Source organism: Janthinobacterium agaricidamnosum (assembly GCF_003667705.1).
Classification (GTDB): Bacteria; Pseudomonadota; Gammaproteobacteria; order Burkholderiales; family Burkholderiaceae_D; genus Janthinobacterium.
The window spans coordinates 1,381,433-1,398,723 of record NZ_CP033019.1; the positions used below are offsets into that span (position 1 = coordinate 1,381,433).

The 17,291-nt window shown below is 63.3% G+C and carries 11 protein-coding genes and 1 other RNA gene; 7 read left to right on the plus strand and 5 right to left on the minus strand.

All coding sequences use genetic code 11. The features are described from left to right. Positions 1-93: 93 nt before the first annotated feature. Positions 94-1,014 (minus strand): lytic transglycosylase domain-containing protein, encoded by a 921-nt coding sequence (locus D9M09_RS06285; protein WP_162995589.1) that lies wholly within the window; start codon positions 1,012-1,014, stop codon positions 94-96. 478 nt (positions 1,015-1,492) lie between these two features. Between D9M09_RS06285 and ubiD the strand changes: the two genes are divergently transcribed. The 7 genes from ubiD to D9M09_RS06320 all read left to right on the plus strand — a co-directional run bounded on the left by ubiD (position 1,493) and on the right by D9M09_RS06320 (position 9,473). Then, complete coding sequence (gene ubiD / locus D9M09_RS06290; protein ID WP_071650179.1) at positions 1,493-2,977, plus strand: 4-hydroxy-3-polyprenylbenzoate decarboxylase; 1,485 nt, start codon at positions 1,493-1,495, stop codon at positions 2,975-2,977. A 227-nt stretch (positions 2,978-3,204) separates the two neighbouring features. Continuing rightward, an RNA gene (gene ffs / locus D9M09_RS06295) (signal recognition particle sRNA small type) lies at positions 3,205-3,303 on the plus strand. A 238-nt stretch (positions 3,304-3,541) separates the two neighbouring features. After that, on the plus strand, positions 3,542-5,848 hold the full coding sequence (gene dnaX, locus D9M09_RS06300; RefSeq protein ID WP_121668834.1) for a DNA polymerase III subunit gamma/tau: 2,307 nt from the start codon (positions 3,542-3,544) through the stop codon (positions 5,846-5,848). A gap of 40 nt (positions 5,849-5,888) precedes the next feature. Then, on the plus strand, positions 5,889-6,215 hold the full coding sequence (locus tag D9M09_RS06305; protein ID WP_034759121.1) for a YbaB/EbfC family nucleoid-associated protein: 327 nt from the start codon (positions 5,889-5,891) through the stop codon (positions 6,213-6,215). 47 nt (positions 6,216-6,262) lie between these two features. After that, the gene (gene recR, locus D9M09_RS06310; RefSeq protein WP_121668835.1) at positions 6,263-6,853 is read left to right on the plus strand and encodes a recombination mediator RecR; all 591 of its coding nucleotides are present in this window, start codon (positions 6,263-6,265) and stop codon (positions 6,851-6,853) included. A 7-nt stretch (positions 6,854-6,860) separates the two neighbouring features. After that, positions 6,861-8,081: a CaiB/BaiF CoA transferase family protein gene (locus D9M09_RS06315; protein WP_121668836.1), complete on the plus strand. Its 1,221-nt coding sequence runs from the start codon at positions 6,861-6,863 to the stop codon at positions 8,079-8,081. Positions 8,082-8,339: 258 nt separating this feature from the next. Next, positions 8,340-9,473 (plus strand): esterase-like activity of phytase family protein, encoded by a 1,134-nt coding sequence (locus D9M09_RS06320; RefSeq protein WP_121668837.1) that lies wholly within the window; start codon positions 8,340-8,342, stop codon positions 9,471-9,473. Here D9M09_RS06320 and D9M09_RS06325 read toward each other — a convergent pair. From D9M09_RS06325 to D9M09_RS06340, 4 genes are all read right to left on the minus strand, one after another. Further along, a complete protein-coding gene (locus D9M09_RS06325) occupies positions 9,442-11,601 on the minus strand; it encodes a putative bifunctional diguanylate cyclase/phosphodiesterase (protein ID WP_121668838.1) in 2,160 nt (719 codons plus the stop codon). The genes D9M09_RS06320 and D9M09_RS06325 overlap by 32 nt on opposite strands. 1 nt (position 11,602) lies before the next feature. Further along, the gene (locus tag D9M09_RS06330; RefSeq protein ID WP_121668839.1) at positions 11,603-14,485 is read right to left on the minus strand and encodes a hybrid sensor histidine kinase/response regulator; all 2,883 of its coding nucleotides are present in this window, start codon (positions 14,483-14,485) and stop codon (positions 11,603-11,605) included. 375 nt (positions 14,486-14,860) lie between these two features. Then, positions 14,861-15,061 (minus strand): YbdD/YjiX family protein, encoded by a 201-nt coding sequence (locus tag D9M09_RS06335; RefSeq protein WP_010396213.1) that lies wholly within the window; start codon positions 15,059-15,061, stop codon positions 14,861-14,863. Next, positions 15,061-17,121 carry a carbon starvation CstA family protein gene (locus tag D9M09_RS06340; RefSeq protein ID WP_070224851.1) on the minus strand — a complete coding sequence of 687 codons (2,061 nt, stop codon included), beginning with the start codon at positions 17,119-17,121 and terminating at the stop codon, positions 15,061-15,063. The genes D9M09_RS06335 and D9M09_RS06340 overlap by 1 nt, the downstream gene beginning before the upstream one ends. Between the last annotated feature and the right edge of the window lie 170 nt (positions 17,122-17,291).

The window sequence follows — 17,291 nt, forward strand, 5'->3', positions numbered from 1 at the left end:
CGCAGGGCAATAAAAAAGCCACCGGCACTTGCGTGCGGTGGCTTTTTCATTGGATGCTGCTTTTCGGATGCCGCTGTGAGGGCTTTTAAAGGGTCACAGGCCGGCGATCTCGTTATGCGGTGCAATCTTGATGGTAATGTTGCCGCTTTCCGCTGCAGGCGCCTTGGCTGGCGCTGGCGTGTTCGATGCCATCACCGGCGTCGTGGTCGGCACGCGCTGGCCGGCCGATACTTGTTTCAGGCGGCGGTATTCGGCCAGCACGCGCGAGCCGTAGCCCGAGTCGGTGGCGAAGTTGGCGGCGCCTACATAGGTTTTCAAGCCCGCTTCGACGGAACCGCCACGCGTGACGTAGTCTTTCAGGATCAGGGAGCCGACGCGGATGTTGGCGACGGGATTCAGCGCTGCCTGCACGCCGCCCATTTCCTGGAAGCGCTCATGGTGCACTTTCGACATGACTTGCATCAAGCCTTGCGCGCCGACGGGGCTTTCCGCAAACGGGTTCAAGCCCGATTCGATGGCCATCACGGCCAGGATCAGCAGCGGGTCCAGCTTGATTTCGCGGGCCGTCAGGTAGGCCGTCGAGACGAGCATATTGGTCGCGTCGTTGGCCACGCGATAGCGCTTGGAGAGCCAGTTGGTGACCCATTGCTGCTGCTTTTGCGTGCCCAGCAAGGCTTTTTCTTCCTTGGTCAAAGGTGCTTCGCTGGCGGCGGCCGTTTGTACGGATGCAGGCGCTTCCATCAGTGCCGACAGGGCCGGCGCTTCGACGGCTTGCGCTTCTGTCATCGGCAGCGGGAACAGGCTGTGCGTCAGTTGCTTGCCCAGGTCCGGGCGGAACATCAGCAGGGCGATCAGTGCCAGGGCGGAAATGCCGAAGACTGTCAGTGTGTGTTGCGCGGTGGTCAAAACACCACGTGCCGAAATGGCTTGTGCGCGGGCGCGCAAACGCGCCAACGCTGGCTGGCCAGCCACGGTTGAAGCAGGCAATGCTGCTTCAGTGCTACGATGAGTCATAGAGTTCCCCGAAATGTCGCGTCAACAGGCAGTCCCTCCGCGGTGTCGCGGTGTTGTGGGTACTGCCAATGCCGTGCATCAGAAATATCATCGTTTCCGCCGCGTATGGATGCGTGCGAGAAACGCCGTCATTGCTTGCTTGAGCTGATCGGTCCCATGCTGGTATTGGATCAGTCGCAATACAACTTTTACCGGGGGTAAGGCAGACGCCTTTTGAAAACACTCCTTAAAATGTCATGTGGAGCCCCGACTCCGTGAATGAAAGAGAAACGCTAAAATCAAGCTCTGGGCCGGCGTGCTCTTTCAAGTTGGGCGAATTGTAGAAGCCGTTTTATATCAAGTCAATACTAACGAATCGTTTCTTTATTACTTTTATGTCTTACTTTTTGACTTGCATTGTGCCAAAAGCCAATAAAATCAATTACTTGGCATAGATCCTTCAGCAACGGCGTCCGACGTCAAAAAAAATTAAAAACACATGAAATATTCAGATTTACGAGATTTTATTTCTCAACTGCAACAAATGGGTGAACTTAAGCCCATTTCGACCCCCATTTCACCGATTTTAGAGATGACGGAAGTGTGCGACCGCACCCTGCGCGCGGGCGGACCGGCCTTGCTGTTCAACAATCCGACGGGATATGACATGCCGGTGCTGGGCAATCTGTTCGGCACCACGCGCCGCGTGGCGCTGGGCATGGGCGCGGAAGACGTCAGCGAATTGCGCAAGATCGGCCATGTGCTGGCGCGCCTGAAGGAACCGGAGCCGCCGAAGGATTTCAAGGATCTGCTGGGCCTGGGTTCCTTGGTGAAATCCGTGTGGGACATGTCGCCGAAAGAGTTGCGCGGCGCCAAATGCCAGGAAATCGTCTGGGAGGGCAATGACGTGGACCTGGCGCGCCTGCCGATCCAGCATTGTTGGCCCGGCGACGTCGCTCCCCTGATCACCTGGGGCCTGGTGATCACCAAGGGTCCGAACAAGAAGCGGCAAAACCTCGGCATCTACCGCCAGCAAGTGCTGGGACGCAACAAGGTCATCATGCGCTGGCTGGCGCACCGGGGCGGGGCGCTGGACTTCCGCGAGCATGCGATCCAGAGCAAGGGCAAGCCGTATCCGATCGCCGTCGCCCTCGGTGCCGATCCCGCTACTATATTAGGGGCCGTCACGCCGGTGCCGGACAGCCTGTCCGAATACCAGTTCGCCGGCTTGCTGCGCGGCAGCCGCACGGAGCTGGTGAAAGCCATCGGCAGCGAGCTGCGCGTGCCCGCCTCGGCCGAAATTGTGCTCGAAGGCCATATCTACCCGGACGAAAACCATCCGAGCGGCTACGAGCACGCGCTGGAAGGGCCATATGGCGACCATACGGGCTACTATAATGAGCAGGACAGTTTCCCCGTGTTTACCATCGACCGCATCACCATGCGCCGCGACCCGATCTACCACTCCACGTATACAGGCAAACCGCCCGACGAGCCGGCCGTGCTGGGCCTGGCCCTGAACGAAGTGTTCGTGCCCCTGCTGCAAAAGCAGTTCAGCGAAATCACGGATTTCTATCTGCCGCCCGAAGGCTGCAGCTACCGCATGGCCGTGGTGCAGATCAAGAAACAGTACGCGGGCCACGCCAAGCGCGTGATGTTTGGTGTATGGAGCTTTTTGCGCCAGTTCATGTATACCAAGTTCATCGTCGTCGTCGACGAAGACGTGAATATCCGCGACTGGAAAGAAGTCATCTGGGCCATCACCACGCGGGTCGACCCCATTCGCGACACCACCCTGGTCGACAATACGCCCATCGATTACCTGGATTTTGCCTCGCCCGTCAGTGGCCTGGGCAGCAAAATGGGTATCGATGCGACAAATAAATGGCCGGGCGAAACGACGCGCGAGTGGGGTACGACGATCGCCATGACGCCGGAAGTGAAGGCCAAGGTGGATGGGATATGGCAAGAGCTGGGTTTGTAGGTACTGGGTAGGTCGGGGTAGATCGGGGTAGGTCGGGTTAGCGCTGGCGCGTAACCCGACGTTGCGGCTCGGCAGTGTCGGCCGCGTACGCAGGACTGTCGGCCGCGTACTTAGCAGTGTCGGCTTACGGCCTGCGGCCTAAGCCGACCTACGCCGACCTGCGCCGACGCACACAGCATTGAGACGGCAATTTCCCAATCTGGCGCAGACCGGTTATAATTGTCCCCGGCGGGCCCCTGCGCATCGTGGCATGGCTAACCTGGTCAGGTCGGGAACGAAGCAGCCACGGCTATTAACCATGAGTGCCGCAGATCAGGCTCGCCTCCTTCGGGAATGTTTTATCAGGATCAACAATCAAGCTGCCATGGGCAGCTTTTTTGCTTTTGCGGCGCCATTTTCCTGCGACGCCGCAGCATTGCCGGGCTTGCCGTGTTTTCCATATTTCCAGCTGGCCATGTTATACAATTGCTGCTTTGCCGCGTTTGCCAGGTTTGCCTGGCCCGGCCATGAGGCTTGCGCCCGCCGCGCAGGATCACCCGCAAAATCGCATGGTAAAATCTCAGCATGTCCTATCAAGTCCTCGCCCGTAAATACCGCCCCAAGAATTTCGAGACGCTCGTCGGCCAGGAGCACGTCGTGCGCGCGCTCACGCATGCCTTGCACAGCGGCCGCTTGCATCACGCCTACCTGTTCACGGGCACGCGCGGCGTCGGCAAGACGACCCTGTCGCGCATCCTGGCCAAATCGCTCAATTGCATCGGCCCCGACGGCACGGGCGGCATCACGGCCCAGCCTTGCGGCGTCTGCGAAGCGTGCACGGCGATCGATGCGGGACGCTTTGTCGACTATATAGAGATGGATGCGGCGTCGAACCGCGGCGTCGATGAAATGGCGCAACTGCTGGAGCAGGCGGTCTACGCGCCCAGCAATGCGCGCTTCAAGGTCTATATGATCGATGAGGTGCACATGCTGACCAATCACGCCTTCAATTCCATGCTGAAGACGCTGGAAGAGCCGCCCGAGCACGTCAAGTTCATCCTGGCCACGACGGACCCGCAAAAGATTCCCGTGACCGTGCTGTCGCGCTGCCTGCAGTTCAACCTCAAGCAGATGCCGCCCGGCCACATCATCAGCCACCTGGACAATATCCTGGGGCAGGAGGGCATCGCCTTCGAACAGCCGGCCTTGCGCCTGCTGGCCCAGGGCGCCCACGGCTCCATGCGCGATGCGCTGTCCTTGACGGACCAGGCCATCGCGTATGCGGCCGGCGAAGTCACGCTCGATGCCGTGCAAGGCATGCTGGGCGCGCTCGACCAATCGTACCTGGTGCGCCTGCTCGACGCGCTGGCGCAGCAGGATGGCGCCGACTTGCTGGCCGTGGCCGACGAGATGTCCTCGCGCAGCCTGTCGTATAACGGCGCCCTGCAAGACCTGGGCACCTTGCTGCACCGCATTGCGCTGGCGCAAACCGTGCCCGCCGCCTTGCCGCAGGATTTGCCCGAATACGCGGACATCGTGCGTCTGGCTGCCGCGTTCGACGCGGAAGAAGTGCAGCTGTTTTACCAGATCGCCGTGCATGGCCGCAATGAACTGGGGCTGGCGCCCGACGAATACGCGGGCTTTACCATGACCTTGCTGCGCATGCTGGCCTTTCGGCCCGGCATAGGCGGCGCCGAAGGCGTGCCGGCTGCCGCACCTGCGTCGGCTCCTGGCAATCGTCCCGCCGCCGTGGCCGCCGCGCGCGCCGCCGCTGGCGCATCCGCACCGGCCGCCCGCGCCGCCACGAACAGCGTGGCCAGCCATGCCGCCGTGACACCGCCCGCCGTTGTCGCAGCTGCTGCCGCCAGCATGGCCCGCAGCGAAGCGCCGCCGCCACGCGCACCGGCACCCGCACCCGCACCTTCAGCAGCCCCGGCACCCGCACCAGCGGCGCCGCCGCCCGCCGCCCCTGTTCCCGCAGCCGCGGCTGCCCCGGCAGCATCGGGCGCCCCGATCAGTTCCGCCCGCGCCGCCATCAATGCGGCGCTGGAAGCGGCCCGCGCCGCCTCGAAAGGCCGTCCGGGCAGCGCACCGTCGGCGCCATCGTCGGCGCCCAAGCCGGCCGCTCCGGCACCGGCCGCCGTAGTCGCTACGCCAGCCCCGGCAGCACCCGTCCAGGCGGCACCGCCGCCGGCCGCCGCGCAAGCGCCGGCGCCGTGGGACGATGCGCCGCCAGTGGCCGTGATGGAAGCGCCCGCGCCGGTGCCGCCTGCGCGTCCCGCCGCCCCGCCGCCACAGCAGCAAGCCGATGACGACTTGCCGCCGTGGGTCACCGAATTTTCCGACGACAGCGCCTCTGCCGCCGTGTCCGCGCCCGCCGCGCAAAGCAGCGAGCAGCCGGCCGTCATCATGCCGCAGCGTGCCGCCAAGCAAGCCGCGCCCAGCGGGCCGTATGTGATCACGCCCGTTCCCGGCCTGGACTGGGACGGCAACTGGCCGGCCGTGGCCGCCGTGCTGCCCTTGCGCGGCGTGGCCCAGCAGCTGGCCGTGCAGGCCGAGCTGATCGAATGCCTGCACGATGGCCACAGCACTACGTTCCGCCTGCGCGTGCCGATCGATACGTGGCGCAGCCCGGCCAACGTGGAAAAACTGGCGGCCGCGCTGACCGAACGCTTCGGCCGCAAGGTCAATGTCGACACGGAACTGGGCGCCGTCTGGTACACGGCCAGCGCGGAGGCGCAGGCCCACCGCGAGGCGTGCCAGCTTGCCGCGGAAGCAACCATCGCCAGCGATCCCTTCGTGCTCGACATGAAGCGTGCATTCGACGCTTTTGTCGTGCCGGGAACGATTACCCCTGCACCGGCCGGCTCCGCCGCGCCGACCCTGCATTGATGATTAACACACTCACAAACTGAATTAACGGAGCATTCTTATGATGAAAAATCAACTGGCTGGCCTGATGAAGCAGGCGCAAGCAATGCAAGACAACATGAAAAAGGCCCAGGAACAACTGGCGCTGGTGGAAGTGGAAGGCCAGTCCGGCGCCGGCCTCGTGAAAATCGTCATGACGTGCAAGAACGACGTCAAGCGCGTCTCCATCGACCCGTCCTTGCTGGCCGACGACAAGGACATGCTGGAAGACCTGGTGGCTGCCGCCTTCAACGACGCCGTGCGCAAGGCGGAAGCGACGTCCGCGGAAAAAATGGCAGGCTTGACCGGCGGCATGAACTTGCCAGCCGGCTTCAAAATGCCATTCTGATGCACAGCCGCATGCGCCCGATCGATGGCACGGGGCAGGGTTGATCCATGTCCAAGTCGCTTGAATTTTTGACCGAGGCGCTGCGGCGCCTGCCCGGCGTCGGCCCCAAGTCGGCGCAGCGGATGGCGTTTCATTTGTTGCAGCACGACAGGGAAGGCGCGGCCATGCTGTCGCGCGCCTTGTTCCAGGCCGTCGATGCCGTGCATCACTGCGGCCTGTGCAACACCTTTACCGAACATGAAGTGTGCGAGACCTGTCTCGACGACGAGCGCGACAAGCGCTTGCTGTGCGTGGTGGAAACGCCCGCCGACCAGCTGATGATCGAGCAGACGCTCACCTACAAGGGCCTGTATTTCGTCCTCATGGGACGGCTCTCTCCGCTGGACGGTATCGGCCCGAAAGATATCCACCTCGAAAAATTGCTGAACCGCGCCAACGATGGCGTGGTGAGTGAAGTGGTGCTGGCCACCAATTTCACGAATGAAGGCGAAGCGACGGCCCATTACATCAGCGAAATGCTGAAGGCGCGGGGCTTGCGCGTGAGCCGCCTGGCCCGCGGCGTGCCCGTGGGTGGCGAACTGGAATACGTCGACGCGGGCACGATTGCCCGCGCGATGCTCGACCGCAGGGCAACCTGAGCACAACATGACAGAATCCTCCGCGACCACTGGTCCATTGCAAGGCATTAAAGTGCTGGAACTGGGCACCCTGATCGCGGGGCCGTTCTGCGCCCGCATGCTGGCCGAATTCGGCGCCGACGTGATCAAGATCGAGTCGCCCGATGGCGGCGACCCCATCCGTACCTGGAGAGTGCTGAAAGACGGCACCTCGCTGTGGTGGTCGGTGCAGGCGCGCAACAAGAAAAGTTTAACGCTGAACCTGAAGTCGCCCGAGGGCCGGGCGATTGCCCGCCAGCTGGCCCTGGAAGCGGACATCATCATCGAGAACTACCGTCCCGGCGTGCTGGAAAAGTGGGACTTGGGATACGAACAACTGAAGAAAGACAAGCCTTCGCTCATCATGGTGCGCCTGTCCGGCTTTGGCCAGACGGGACCGATGAAGGATTTGCCCGGTTTCGGCGCCATCGGCGAATCGATGGGCGGCTTGCGCTATGTGTCCGGCTTTGCCGACCGTCCGCCCGTACGGGTCGGCGTGTCGATCGGCGACTCGGTGGCGGCCCTGCACGGCGTGATCGGCGCCATGATGGCCTTGCGCCACCGCGACGTGACGGGCGGACGAAACGGCGGGGAAGGGCAGATGGTCGACGTGGCCCTGTACGAATCCGTGTTCAACCTGATGGAGTCGCTGGTGCCCGAATACGACCAGGCGGGCGTGGTGCGCGAGCGCACGGGCGGCTCGCTGCCCGGCATCGTGCCCTCGAATACCTACACGACGGGCGACGGCGAAAACATCGTGATTGCGGGTAATGGCGACGCCATCTTCAAGCGCCTGATGCTGGCCATGGGCCGCATCGACATGGCGGGCGACCCGCAGCTGGCGCGCAACGACGGCCGGGTGGCGCGCACGCAGGAAATCGACGACGCCATCGGCGCCTGGTGCGCCACGCACACGATAGCCAGCGCGCTGGCCGTGCTGAAGGCCGCCGACGTACCGGCCGGGAAGATTTACTCGGTGCGCGACATGATGAGCGATCCGCAATTTCTCGCCCGCGACATGTTCGAACAGCACCATTTCGCCGACGGTACCCCTGTGAAACTGCCCGCCATCAGCCCGAAACTGTCCGCCACGCCGGGCAAGACGCAATGGCTGGGACCGGCCCTGGGCCAGCACAACGACGAGGTGCTGGCGTCGCTCGGCTATGACGCCGCCGCCATCGCGCAACTGAAGGCCGATGGGGTGGTGTGATTCATTCTTAGCCGACAGAATTAAAGCTGGGGGCAGACCCGGCGGGTCTGACCCCTGAATTTCGAAGTGGGGTAGGTCGGGTAGGTCGGATTAGCGGCGTAGCCGCGTAATCCGACAACCACCACGTCACGTTATCGACACCACCGCGCCACGTTACCAACACCACCACGTTATACCGACACCACCAGCCAAGCCAACAATGTTGTCGGCTTACGCGCTTCGCGCTAAGCCGACCTACGCAACTCACTGATACCTGTCATGCATCGAATTTTCCGTACCGCGCTTGTCCTGGCATCCAGCATTATCCTCCTCTCCGCCTGCGCCAGCTTCCCCCACGACGCGCCGATTGCTGGCCTGCGCCTGATCGGCGAGCAGCGCATCGCGCTTAAGTACGCGTTCGAGGGCACCACGGTGGGCGGCTTGTCGGGCATCGACTACGATGCGGCGAGCAATACTTGGGTGATGGAAAGCGATGACCGCTCGGAAATCAATCCGGCCCGCTTCTACCGCGCCAGCCTCAATTACGACAGCAAGGCGTTCTCTGGCGTGACTTTGAGCAGCGTGCATTTCTTCACGCAGCCCGATGGCAGCCGCTACCCGAACCTGGCCCATGCAAAACTGGACCGGGGCGACCAGGTGCCCGACATCGAAACCATCCGCGTCGATCCGCAGGACGGCAGCCTGTGGTACGGCAGCGAAGGCAACCGCAAGGTGGGCTTGCATCCGTTCGTGCGCCATGCGGACCGCGATGGAAAATTCCTGGCCACCTTGCCCACGCCCGCCATGTTCAATGTCTCGAAGGAAGAAATCGGCTCGCGCAACAACATGACGTTTGAAGCGCTGTCGTTTGCCAGCGATGGCAAGAGCTTGTGGCTGGGCATGGAAGCGGCCCTGTACCAGGACGGCCCGCTGGCCACGCCCGACAACGGCTCCGTGGTGCGCATCACGCGCCTGGACCGCGCGGGCAAGGTGCTGGGCCAGTATGCGTATCCGATTGAGCCCGTGGCGTCGCGGCCCGCGCCGGGGCGCGAGGCGGACAATGGCGTGTCGGAAATCCTCGCCGTGAACGGCCATCAGGTGCTGGTGGTGGAGCGGGCCGGCGTGGCCAACGCGAACGGCCTGTACACGAATCACGTGCGCATCTACGAAATGGAGACGGATGGCGCCACCGATATCCGGGATATCCCGGCCCTGGCGGGCGCGGCTTATGTGCCGGCGCGCAAGCGATTGCTGCTGGACCTGGAAAAGACCGGCTTGCCCAAGGTCGACAATATCGAAGGCATCAGCTGGGGGCCGCGCCTGGAAAACGGCCGCCGCAGCCTGGTGGTGATTTCCGACGACAATTTCAATCCGCAGCAAGTCACGCAAATCCTTGCCTTCGAAGTGCTCTAGTTTCCAGGCTGGCCAGCTGGCCCGCCTGCCTGGCCAGCATGGCCGTGATCGTGTCGTGCGGCGACGGGTGGCCTAAAAAGTATCCCTGGGCCATGTCGCAGCCGTATTCTTCCAGCATCAGCAGTTGCTCGTCCGTCTCCACGCCCTCGGCCACCACCACCATTTTCAAGCCGTGCGCCATGGCGATGATGGCGCGCGTGATGGCCGCGTTTTCCGTATCCTGCGGCAAGCCGGCGATAAAACTCTTGTCGATTTTTAAAGCCCGGACGTCGAAGCGCTTCAGATAATTCATCGACGAATAGCCCGTGCCGAAGTCGTCGATGGACAGGTAGACGCCGATGCCGCGCAATTGCTCCAGGGTCACCATGGTGGCGCGCGCATCGTCCATCAGGGTACCTTCCGTCAATTCCAGTTCCAGCAGGCGCGCATCGAGGCCCGTGTCGGCCAGTGCCGAGAGCACGATCTGCATCAGGTTTTCATCCTTGAATTGTTTGGCCGACAGGTTGACGGCCATGCGGATGGCGTGCCCGCCATGGCTTTGCCAGGCCTTGGCCTGGTTGCAGGCCGTGCGCAGCACCCATTCGCCGATGGGCACGATCAGCCCCGTCTCTTCGGCCAGCGGGATGAATTCCGTGGGCGAAATGATGCCCCGCTCCGGATGGCGCCACCGCACCAGCGCTTCCACGCCCACGATCTGCGTGCTGGGCACGTCGATCTGCGGCTGGTACAGCAGATACAGTTCGTTGTTCTGCAAGGCTTTGCGCAAGCCCACTTCCATCTTGACGTGGCTCATGATTTCCATCGTCAGCGAGGAGCTGTACAGCTTGGCGTTGTTCTTGCCGCAGTTCTTCGCGTGATACATGGCCGTGTCCGCATATTTCAACAGCGAGTTGCAGTCCTCGCCATCTTCCGGATACAGCGAGATGCCGATGCTGGCCGTGACGAAAATCTCGTGCCCCTCGATCATGAAGGGCCGGCGCATGGCTTCCTTGACCCGGTGCGCCACGTTCAGCGCGTCTTCCACCCGCTCCAGGTCGGGGATCAGGATCGTGAATTCGTCGCCGCCCAGGCGCGCCAGGTTGCTGCCGCCGGAGGACGCCTCGAACTCGTGTTCGGCGCGCAGCACCAGGTCGCTGGGGCGGATGGTTTCGCGCAGGCGCTCGGACACCACCTTGAGCAAATGGTCGCCCACGTCGTGGCCCAGGGTGTCGTTGATGCGCTTGAAGGCATCGAGGTCCATGAACAGCACGGCAAATTTCTTGTCGTGCTCCTTCGAACGCAGCAGTTCCCGTTCCAGGGTTTCCAGGAAGGCCTGGCGGTTGGGGATGCCCGTCAGACTGTCGCAATAGGCGAGGCGGCGGATCTGCTCTTCCGTGCGCTTGCGCTCGCTGATGTCGCGCACCAGGCCCAGCACCTCGTCGGCCCCCGTCGCCACCAGGCGCGCCTCGAAATGGCGCGTGCTGTCCTCGTGCGTGAGCGTGTAGTCGACCGAGCCGATGTGCTGCGTGGCCAGCACCGCGTGCGCCTTGTCGAGCAGGCGCGCGGCGATTTCAGGCGGCAGCACGTCGCGGATATGGCTGCCCACGCAGTTGCTGATGGAAAAGCCGGCGCTGGCGTCGTGGCCCTGTTCGTAGTCGAGATAGAAGCCTTCGCGGTTGAGACGGAAGAAGGTGTCGGGGATGGCGGCCAGCACGGCGCGGTTGTGCGCGTCGGCGATGCGCAGGCGGGCGATGGCGTCGCTGGCGCGCAGCACGTACAGCACGCGGTGCCCGAGGATGGGCCAGTTGATGGGTTTGGAAATGAAATCGGTGGCGCCCACCTCGTAGGCGCGCGTGACGGCTTCCAGTTCGTCGCCGCCCGTGACCATGATGACGGGCACCGTGCCGCCCACTTCCTGGTGGCGGATTTCGCGGCACACGGCAAAGCCGTCCATGGCCGGCATGTCGATGTCGAGCATGACGAGGTCCGGCCCGCTGTGCTTGTAGCTGGCCAGCGCCTGCACGCCGTCTTCGGCCTCGATCACGTCCAGGCCCACTTGCGTGAGCATTTGCCGCATCAGCAAGCGCATCACGGGATCGTCGTCGGCCACCAGCACCAGGCCGCGGGGAGGGGAGAGGGGCGCTGTCATGTCAGTGTTCCTTCACGAGGATGGCGTTCAGCGATTCGCGTACGGTCAGGAAGGCTTGCTGCATCTGCAGCAGCAGGGGAGCCGCGCCCTCGGTGCTGCCGGCGCGGCCCAGTTTTTCCATCTCCTTGCACAGCTGCGCCAGGCCGTCGGCGCCCACGTTGGCGCTGCCCGATTTGAGGCTGTGCGCCACCTTGCGCAGCGCTTCCGCGTCCGCGCCGGCGATCGCTTCGCGCATGGCGCTCAACTGGCGCGGCGTCTCGCCGGTGAAGGCCTGGATGACCCGTTCCAGCAGCGCATCGCCGTCGGCGTGCGACAGGGCGCGGATGTTTTCCAGCGCCTGCCGGTTCAGCGGCTGGACCGATGCCGTGGCGGCGGATGGCGGCGTCACCTCGGGCGGCGGCCCGGGCGGCGCTTCCTGCGGCGCTTCTTGCGGCGTCTGCGGCTCCGGCGCTTCGCTGTGGTGCACGGTGGCGGCGCGCGGCAGGGTGATCCAGCGCGCGATCGTGTGGCCCAGGTCCAGCTGCGTGAACGGTTTGCTCAGGTAATCGTCCATGCCGGCCGCCAGGCACGCTTCGCGGTCGCCCTGCAGCGCATTGGCCGTGATGGCGACGATGGGCAGCACGCGCGCGTGGCCGCACTGCTGTTCGTGGCGGCGGATTTCCGCCGTGGCGGCAAAGCCGTCCATCACGGGCATCTGGCAATCCATCAGGATCAGATCGAAATCCTCGGCCTGCGCCGCCTGCAGGGCTTCTTCGCCGTTGCGCGCGCAGACCACGTCCAGACCCAGGCTGTCGAGCATGGCCAGCGCCACTTCCACGTTGACGGGGTTATCTTCGGCCAGCAGCACGCGGCGGCGCTGGCGCCGGCCCACCTGCCGCGCCGCGTGCGGCGGATGGATGCGCAGGCTATCGCTGGCGCGCGGCGGCGTGACGATGCAGTCGAATAGGTCGCATTCGCGGGCCGGCTTGATCAGCTGGAAGGCCACGCCCGCCTCGCGCCGCTGCACGGGGTCGGCCGCCGCCTGTTCCGTGCTCAGCAGCAGTAATTTGAGGTCGGCCAGCAGCGGGTCGCTCTTGATGGTGGCGGCCAGGGCCAGGCCGCTGGTGCGCGGCAATTCCATGTCGAGCAGCGCCACGCCATATGGCGTGCCCGCCTGGGCCGCCGCGCGCAGCTTGGCCAGGCAGTCGCTGGCCGTGCCGGCGCTGTCGCTGACGATGTGCCAGCTGGCCAGTTGCCGCTCCAGCACGGCGCGCGTGGCGGGTGTGTGGTCGACGATCAAGGCGCGTAACCCTCGCGTGGTTTTCAGGTTGAAGGAGGGGTCGTCGCTGTCGACTCGCCGCTTATCGAAATTTACTTCGAACCAGAAGATCGAGCCTTGCGTTAAAGCATTATCAACGCCGATAGTGCCGCCCATCAGTTCCACCAGCTGTTTCGAGATCGTCAACCCAAGGCCCGTGCCGCCGTGCTTGCGCGTGGTCGAGCCGTCCGCCTGCGAGAACGATTCGAAGATGCGCGTCTGCGCCTCGTTTGATACGCCGATGCCCGTGTCGTGTACCTCGAAGCGCAAGCCCACGCTGGGCGCGTCTTCGCTGCACACGGTCACTTTCACGGTGACCTTGCCCGTTTCCGTAAACTTGATGGCGTTGCCCAGCAGATTGACGATGATCTGGCGCAAACGGTTGGGGTCGCCGCAGATGGCGATCGGAATGTCGTAGGCGATGTCGAATTCCAGGCTGATATTCTTCGCTTCCGCCTGCGGCGCGAACACGTGTTCTATGTCGTCGAGCAATTCGCGGAAATTGAAGCGGATGTATTCCACGCTCAGCTTGCCTGCCTCGATCTTGGAAAAGTCGAGGATGTCGTTGATGATCACCAGCAGATTCTGTCCCGAGCGCTGCACCATGCTCGTGTAGTGGCGCTGCTGCGGGCTCAACGGGCTGGCCAGCAGCAATTCCGTCATGCCCAGCACGCCGTTCATCGGCGTGCGGATTTCATGGCTCATGGTGGCGAGAAACGCGCTCTTCGCCTGGCTGGCCGCCTCGGCCGCATCCTTGGCCTTTTCCAGCTGCGCCGTGCGCACGCCCACCTGGCGCTCGAGCTGGTCGCGGTAATTGGCCAGGGTGCTGTCGCGGCTGTCGATCTGCGCCAGCATGTCGTTGAAACTGTCGATCAGCACGCCCAGCTCGTCGCTGCGCTGGTGCGCAATGCGGTGGCTGTAGGTCTGGCTGCTCGACACTTTTTGCGCCGTATCGATCAGCTTGGTGATCGGTTCGGCGATCACGCTCTTGAAACGCCGCGCGAGGAACACGGCGATCAGGAAGGACAGCACGGTGGCGCCGCCGATGGCGCCCACGTGGCGGCCGATGTCGCGCCACATGTGGTTCAGGTCCGCCTCGATCAGCACGGCGCCGATGATCTGTTGCGGCTCGCCTGGCCGGTAGACGGGGCGGTACAAGCGCATGGCGGGCGCCAGGGTCGTGCCCGAGCCTTGCGTGACGGGCTGCACGGCCATGTCGGCCAGCAGGGCCGGGTCCATGTCTTCCGGCGCCGCCAGGCCGTCCGCATGCTGCGGCGCGCGGTACAGGGCGAACAGGCGCCCGCCCTTGTCGAACAGGGCCGCCTGGGCGACCTCGTCGCGCGCGGACAGTGCCGCCAGCACCTGTTCCGCCTGCGCCTGCGCCGGCTTGCCCAACAGCATGGGCGCCGCGCTGGCCGCGCCGATCACGCCCGCCAGCGACAGCAGTTGCTTGCCTTCATCGTTCTTGTGGTTGAGCACGGAAGTCAGCGCAAACGCCACGAACACCAGCAGCAGCGCGCAGCCCGACGACAATACCGAAATCATGGTCAGCTTCTGGCTGATGCTGGAGCGTTGGAAATTGAACATGGTTGTGGCGCTTCTCCGGTCGGCCTGTTGACTGTTTTTTAATTTCCTATTGGAAAAATATAGACGCGAAGACACATCCCGATATTGATGTGGGTCTAATGGAGGAGAGGGGAGGGGAACTTATAAGAGATGAAACAACGGAGGGCAGCACATAGGTCGGATTAGCGCGGCAAAGCCGCGCGTATCCGACAGCACCACCGGCCGCGCCAACGATGTTGTTGGATTACGCTCTACGAGCTAATCCGACCTACGCAACTGACCCCGGTATTTGCTTTTGGGGATGCAATTAAACCCCTGAAAGGCCGGGGTCAGACCCAGGAGGGGGCATGTGTCCCAATGGGGCACATGCCGATCCCGAAGGGACTGACCATACTATTAACAACAACCTCCACGTTTTCCCGCCCCGCCGTAACGGGCTTCCTGCCGCTCGCGGAAAAACTCTTCATACGTCATCATCGGCTCGCCGGGATGGGTCACTTCCCGGTGCGCCACATAGGTGTCGTACTCGGGCAAGCCGCACATGAGCCGCATGCTTTGCCCCAGATACCGTCCAGCCTTGATGATTTCATCTATCATCATTGCACCGTGGGCATGGCCTGGAACGGCGTTTCCTTGGTGCTCGGTTTGCTGTCGGCGCGCGCCTTCATGATGGTGCGGATGCCGAAGAACAGCACGCTGATCACGACGATGACGAAGAAGGCGGCCAGGCCGGCGTCGAGGTAATCGTTGAAGATGATCTGCTGCATCTGCGCCACCGACTTGGCCGGCGCCAGCAGGGTGCCTTCATCGAGGGCCGCCGAGTATTTCTTCGCATGCGCGAGGAAACCGACGCGCGGGTTGGCGTCGAAAATCTTTTGCCAGCCCGCCGTCAAGGTGCACAGCAGTAGCCAGATGGTCGGCGTGATGGTGACCCATGCGTACTGGCCACGCTTCATCTTGAACAGCACGCAGGTGCCGAGGATCAGTGCAATCGCCGCCAGCATCTGGTTGGCGATGCCGAACAGCGGCCACAGGGTGTTGATGCCGCCCAATGGATCGACCACGCCCTGGTACAGGAAGTAGCCCCAGGCCGCCACGCACAGGCCCGTGGCCAGCAGGTTGGCGATGACGTTTTCCGTCTGTTTCAGCGCTGGCACGAAGCTGCCCAGCAAGTCTTGCAGCATGAAGCGGCCGGCACGTGTGCCCGCATCGACGGCCGTCAGGATGAACAGCGCTTCGAACAGGATGGCGAAGTGGTACCAGAAGGCCATCATGGCCTTGCCGCCGATGGCGCCGGACAGGATCTGCGCCATGCCCACGGCCAGGGTCGGTGCGCCGCCCGCGCGTGAAATGATGCTGTGCTCGCCAACGTCCTTGGCCGTTTGCGTCAGCATTTCCGGCGTGACATAGAAGCCCCACTGCGAAATCGCCTGGGCGGCCGATTCCGCCGTGGTGCCGATCAGGGCGGCCGGGCTGTTCATGGCGAAATAGATGCCCGGCTCGATGGTCGAGGCGGCCACCAGGGCCATGATGGCCACGAACGATTCCATCAGCATGGCGCCGTAGCCGATGAAGCGGGCGTGGCTTTCGTTTTCAATCATCTTCGGCGTGGTGCCCGAGGAAATCAGCGCGTGGAAGCCGGAAACGGCGCCGCAGGCGATCGTGATGAACAGGAAGGGGAACAGATTGCCCGACCAGACGGGGCCGGAGCCGTCGATGAACTTGGTCATGGCCGGCATTTTCAGGTAAGGCGCGACGACGATGATGCCGATGGCCAGGCCCAGAATCGTGCCGATTTTAAGGAAAGTCGACAGGTAGTCGCGCGGCGCCAGCAGCAGCCACACGGGCAGGACGGAAGCGATGAAGCCGTAGCCGATCAGCATCCACGTCAGTTCCGTGCCCGTGAACGTGAACATCGGGCCGAGAACGGCATGTTCCTGCACGTACTGGCCGCCGATGATGGCCAGCATCAGCAAGACAAAGCCGATGATGGAGATTTCGCCGATGCGGCCCACGCGGATGAAGCGCGAGTACACGCCCATGAACAGGGCGATGGGAATCGTCGCCATCACGGTGAAGCTGCCCCAAGGCGAGCCCGTCAGAGCCTTGACGACGATCAGTGCCAGCACGGCCAGGATGATGACCATGATCATGAAGCAGCCGAGCAGAGCGATCATGCCGGGAATTTCGCCCAGTTCAGCCTTGATCAGGTCGCCCAAGGAACGGCCATCGCGGCGCATGGAAATGAACAGCACGATGAAATCCTGCACGGCGCCGGCAAACACGACGCCCGCCAAAATCCACAGCATGCCGGGCAGATAGCCCATCTGCGCGGCCAGCACGGGGCCGACCAGGGGGCCGGCGCCGGCAATTGCCGCGAAATGGTGGCCGAACAGCACATATTTGTTGGTCGGCACGTGGTCCAGGCCATCGTTGTGCTTGAAGGCGGGCGTCATGCGGCGTGCATCGAGGCCCAGCACCTTGTCGGCGATGAACAGGCTGTAGAAACGGTAGGCGATCAGATAGACGCAGACGGCGGCGATGACGATCCAGATCGCGCTGATCGGTTCGCCACGTTGCAGGGCGACAACGCCCAGGGACCCGGCGCCTGCCAGCGCAAGCGCTGCCCAGCCGAGTTGTTTGAAAATGCGGTTCATGCTTCCTCCAGAGATTGACGGGCGCTGTGCCGTGCGATGATGTGTGCTGCCGAGCCTGGTCGTCGCCAGTTTGGATGTGACTTTTGGTGTATCTGCAGCTTATGGCGAGTATTCAGGAATCGTATAATTGCCGCAAGCGCAGCACTACGCAGTAACGCTCAGTATTACTA

Bases quoted from the DNA above. Each gene is read 5' to 3' on its own strand.
- D9M09_RS06285 (WP_162995589.1), bottom strand. From the start codon at position 1,014: ATGACTCATCGTAGCACTGAAGCAGCATTGCCTGCTTCAACCGTGGCT.
- ubiD (WP_071650179.1), top strand. From the start codon at position 1,493: ATGAAATATTCAGATTTACGAGATTTTATTTCTCAACTGCAACAAATG.
- dnaX (WP_121668834.1), top strand. From the start codon at position 3,542: ATGTCCTATCAAGTCCTCGCCCGTAAATACCGCCCCAAGAATTTCGAG.
- D9M09_RS06305 (WP_034759121.1), top strand. From the start codon at position 5,889: ATGATGAAAAATCAACTGGCTGGCCTGATGAAGCAGGCGCAAGCAATG.
- recR (WP_121668835.1), top strand. From the start codon at position 6,263: ATGTCCAAGTCGCTTGAATTTTTGACCGAGGCGCTGCGGCGCCTGCCC.
- D9M09_RS06315 (WP_121668836.1), top strand. From the start codon at position 6,861: ATGACAGAATCCTCCGCGACCACTGGTCCATTGCAAGGCATTAAAGTG.
- D9M09_RS06320 (WP_121668837.1), top strand. From the start codon at position 8,340: ATGCATCGAATTTTCCGTACCGCGCTTGTCCTGGCATCCAGCATTATC.
- D9M09_RS06325 (WP_121668838.1), bottom strand. From the start codon at position 11,601: ATGACAGCGCCCCTCTCCCCTCCCCGCGGCCTGGTGCTGGTGGCCGAC.
- D9M09_RS06330 (WP_121668839.1), bottom strand. From the start codon at position 14,485: ATGTTCAATTTCCAACGCTCCAGCATCAGCCAGAAGCTGACCATGATT.
- D9M09_RS06335 (WP_010396213.1), bottom strand. From the start codon at position 15,061: ATGATAGATGAAATCATCAAGGCTGGACGGTATCTGGGGCAAAGCATG.
- D9M09_RS06340 (WP_070224851.1), bottom strand. From the start codon at position 17,121: ATGAACCGCATTTTCAAACAACTCGGCTGGGCAGCGCTTGCGCTGGCA.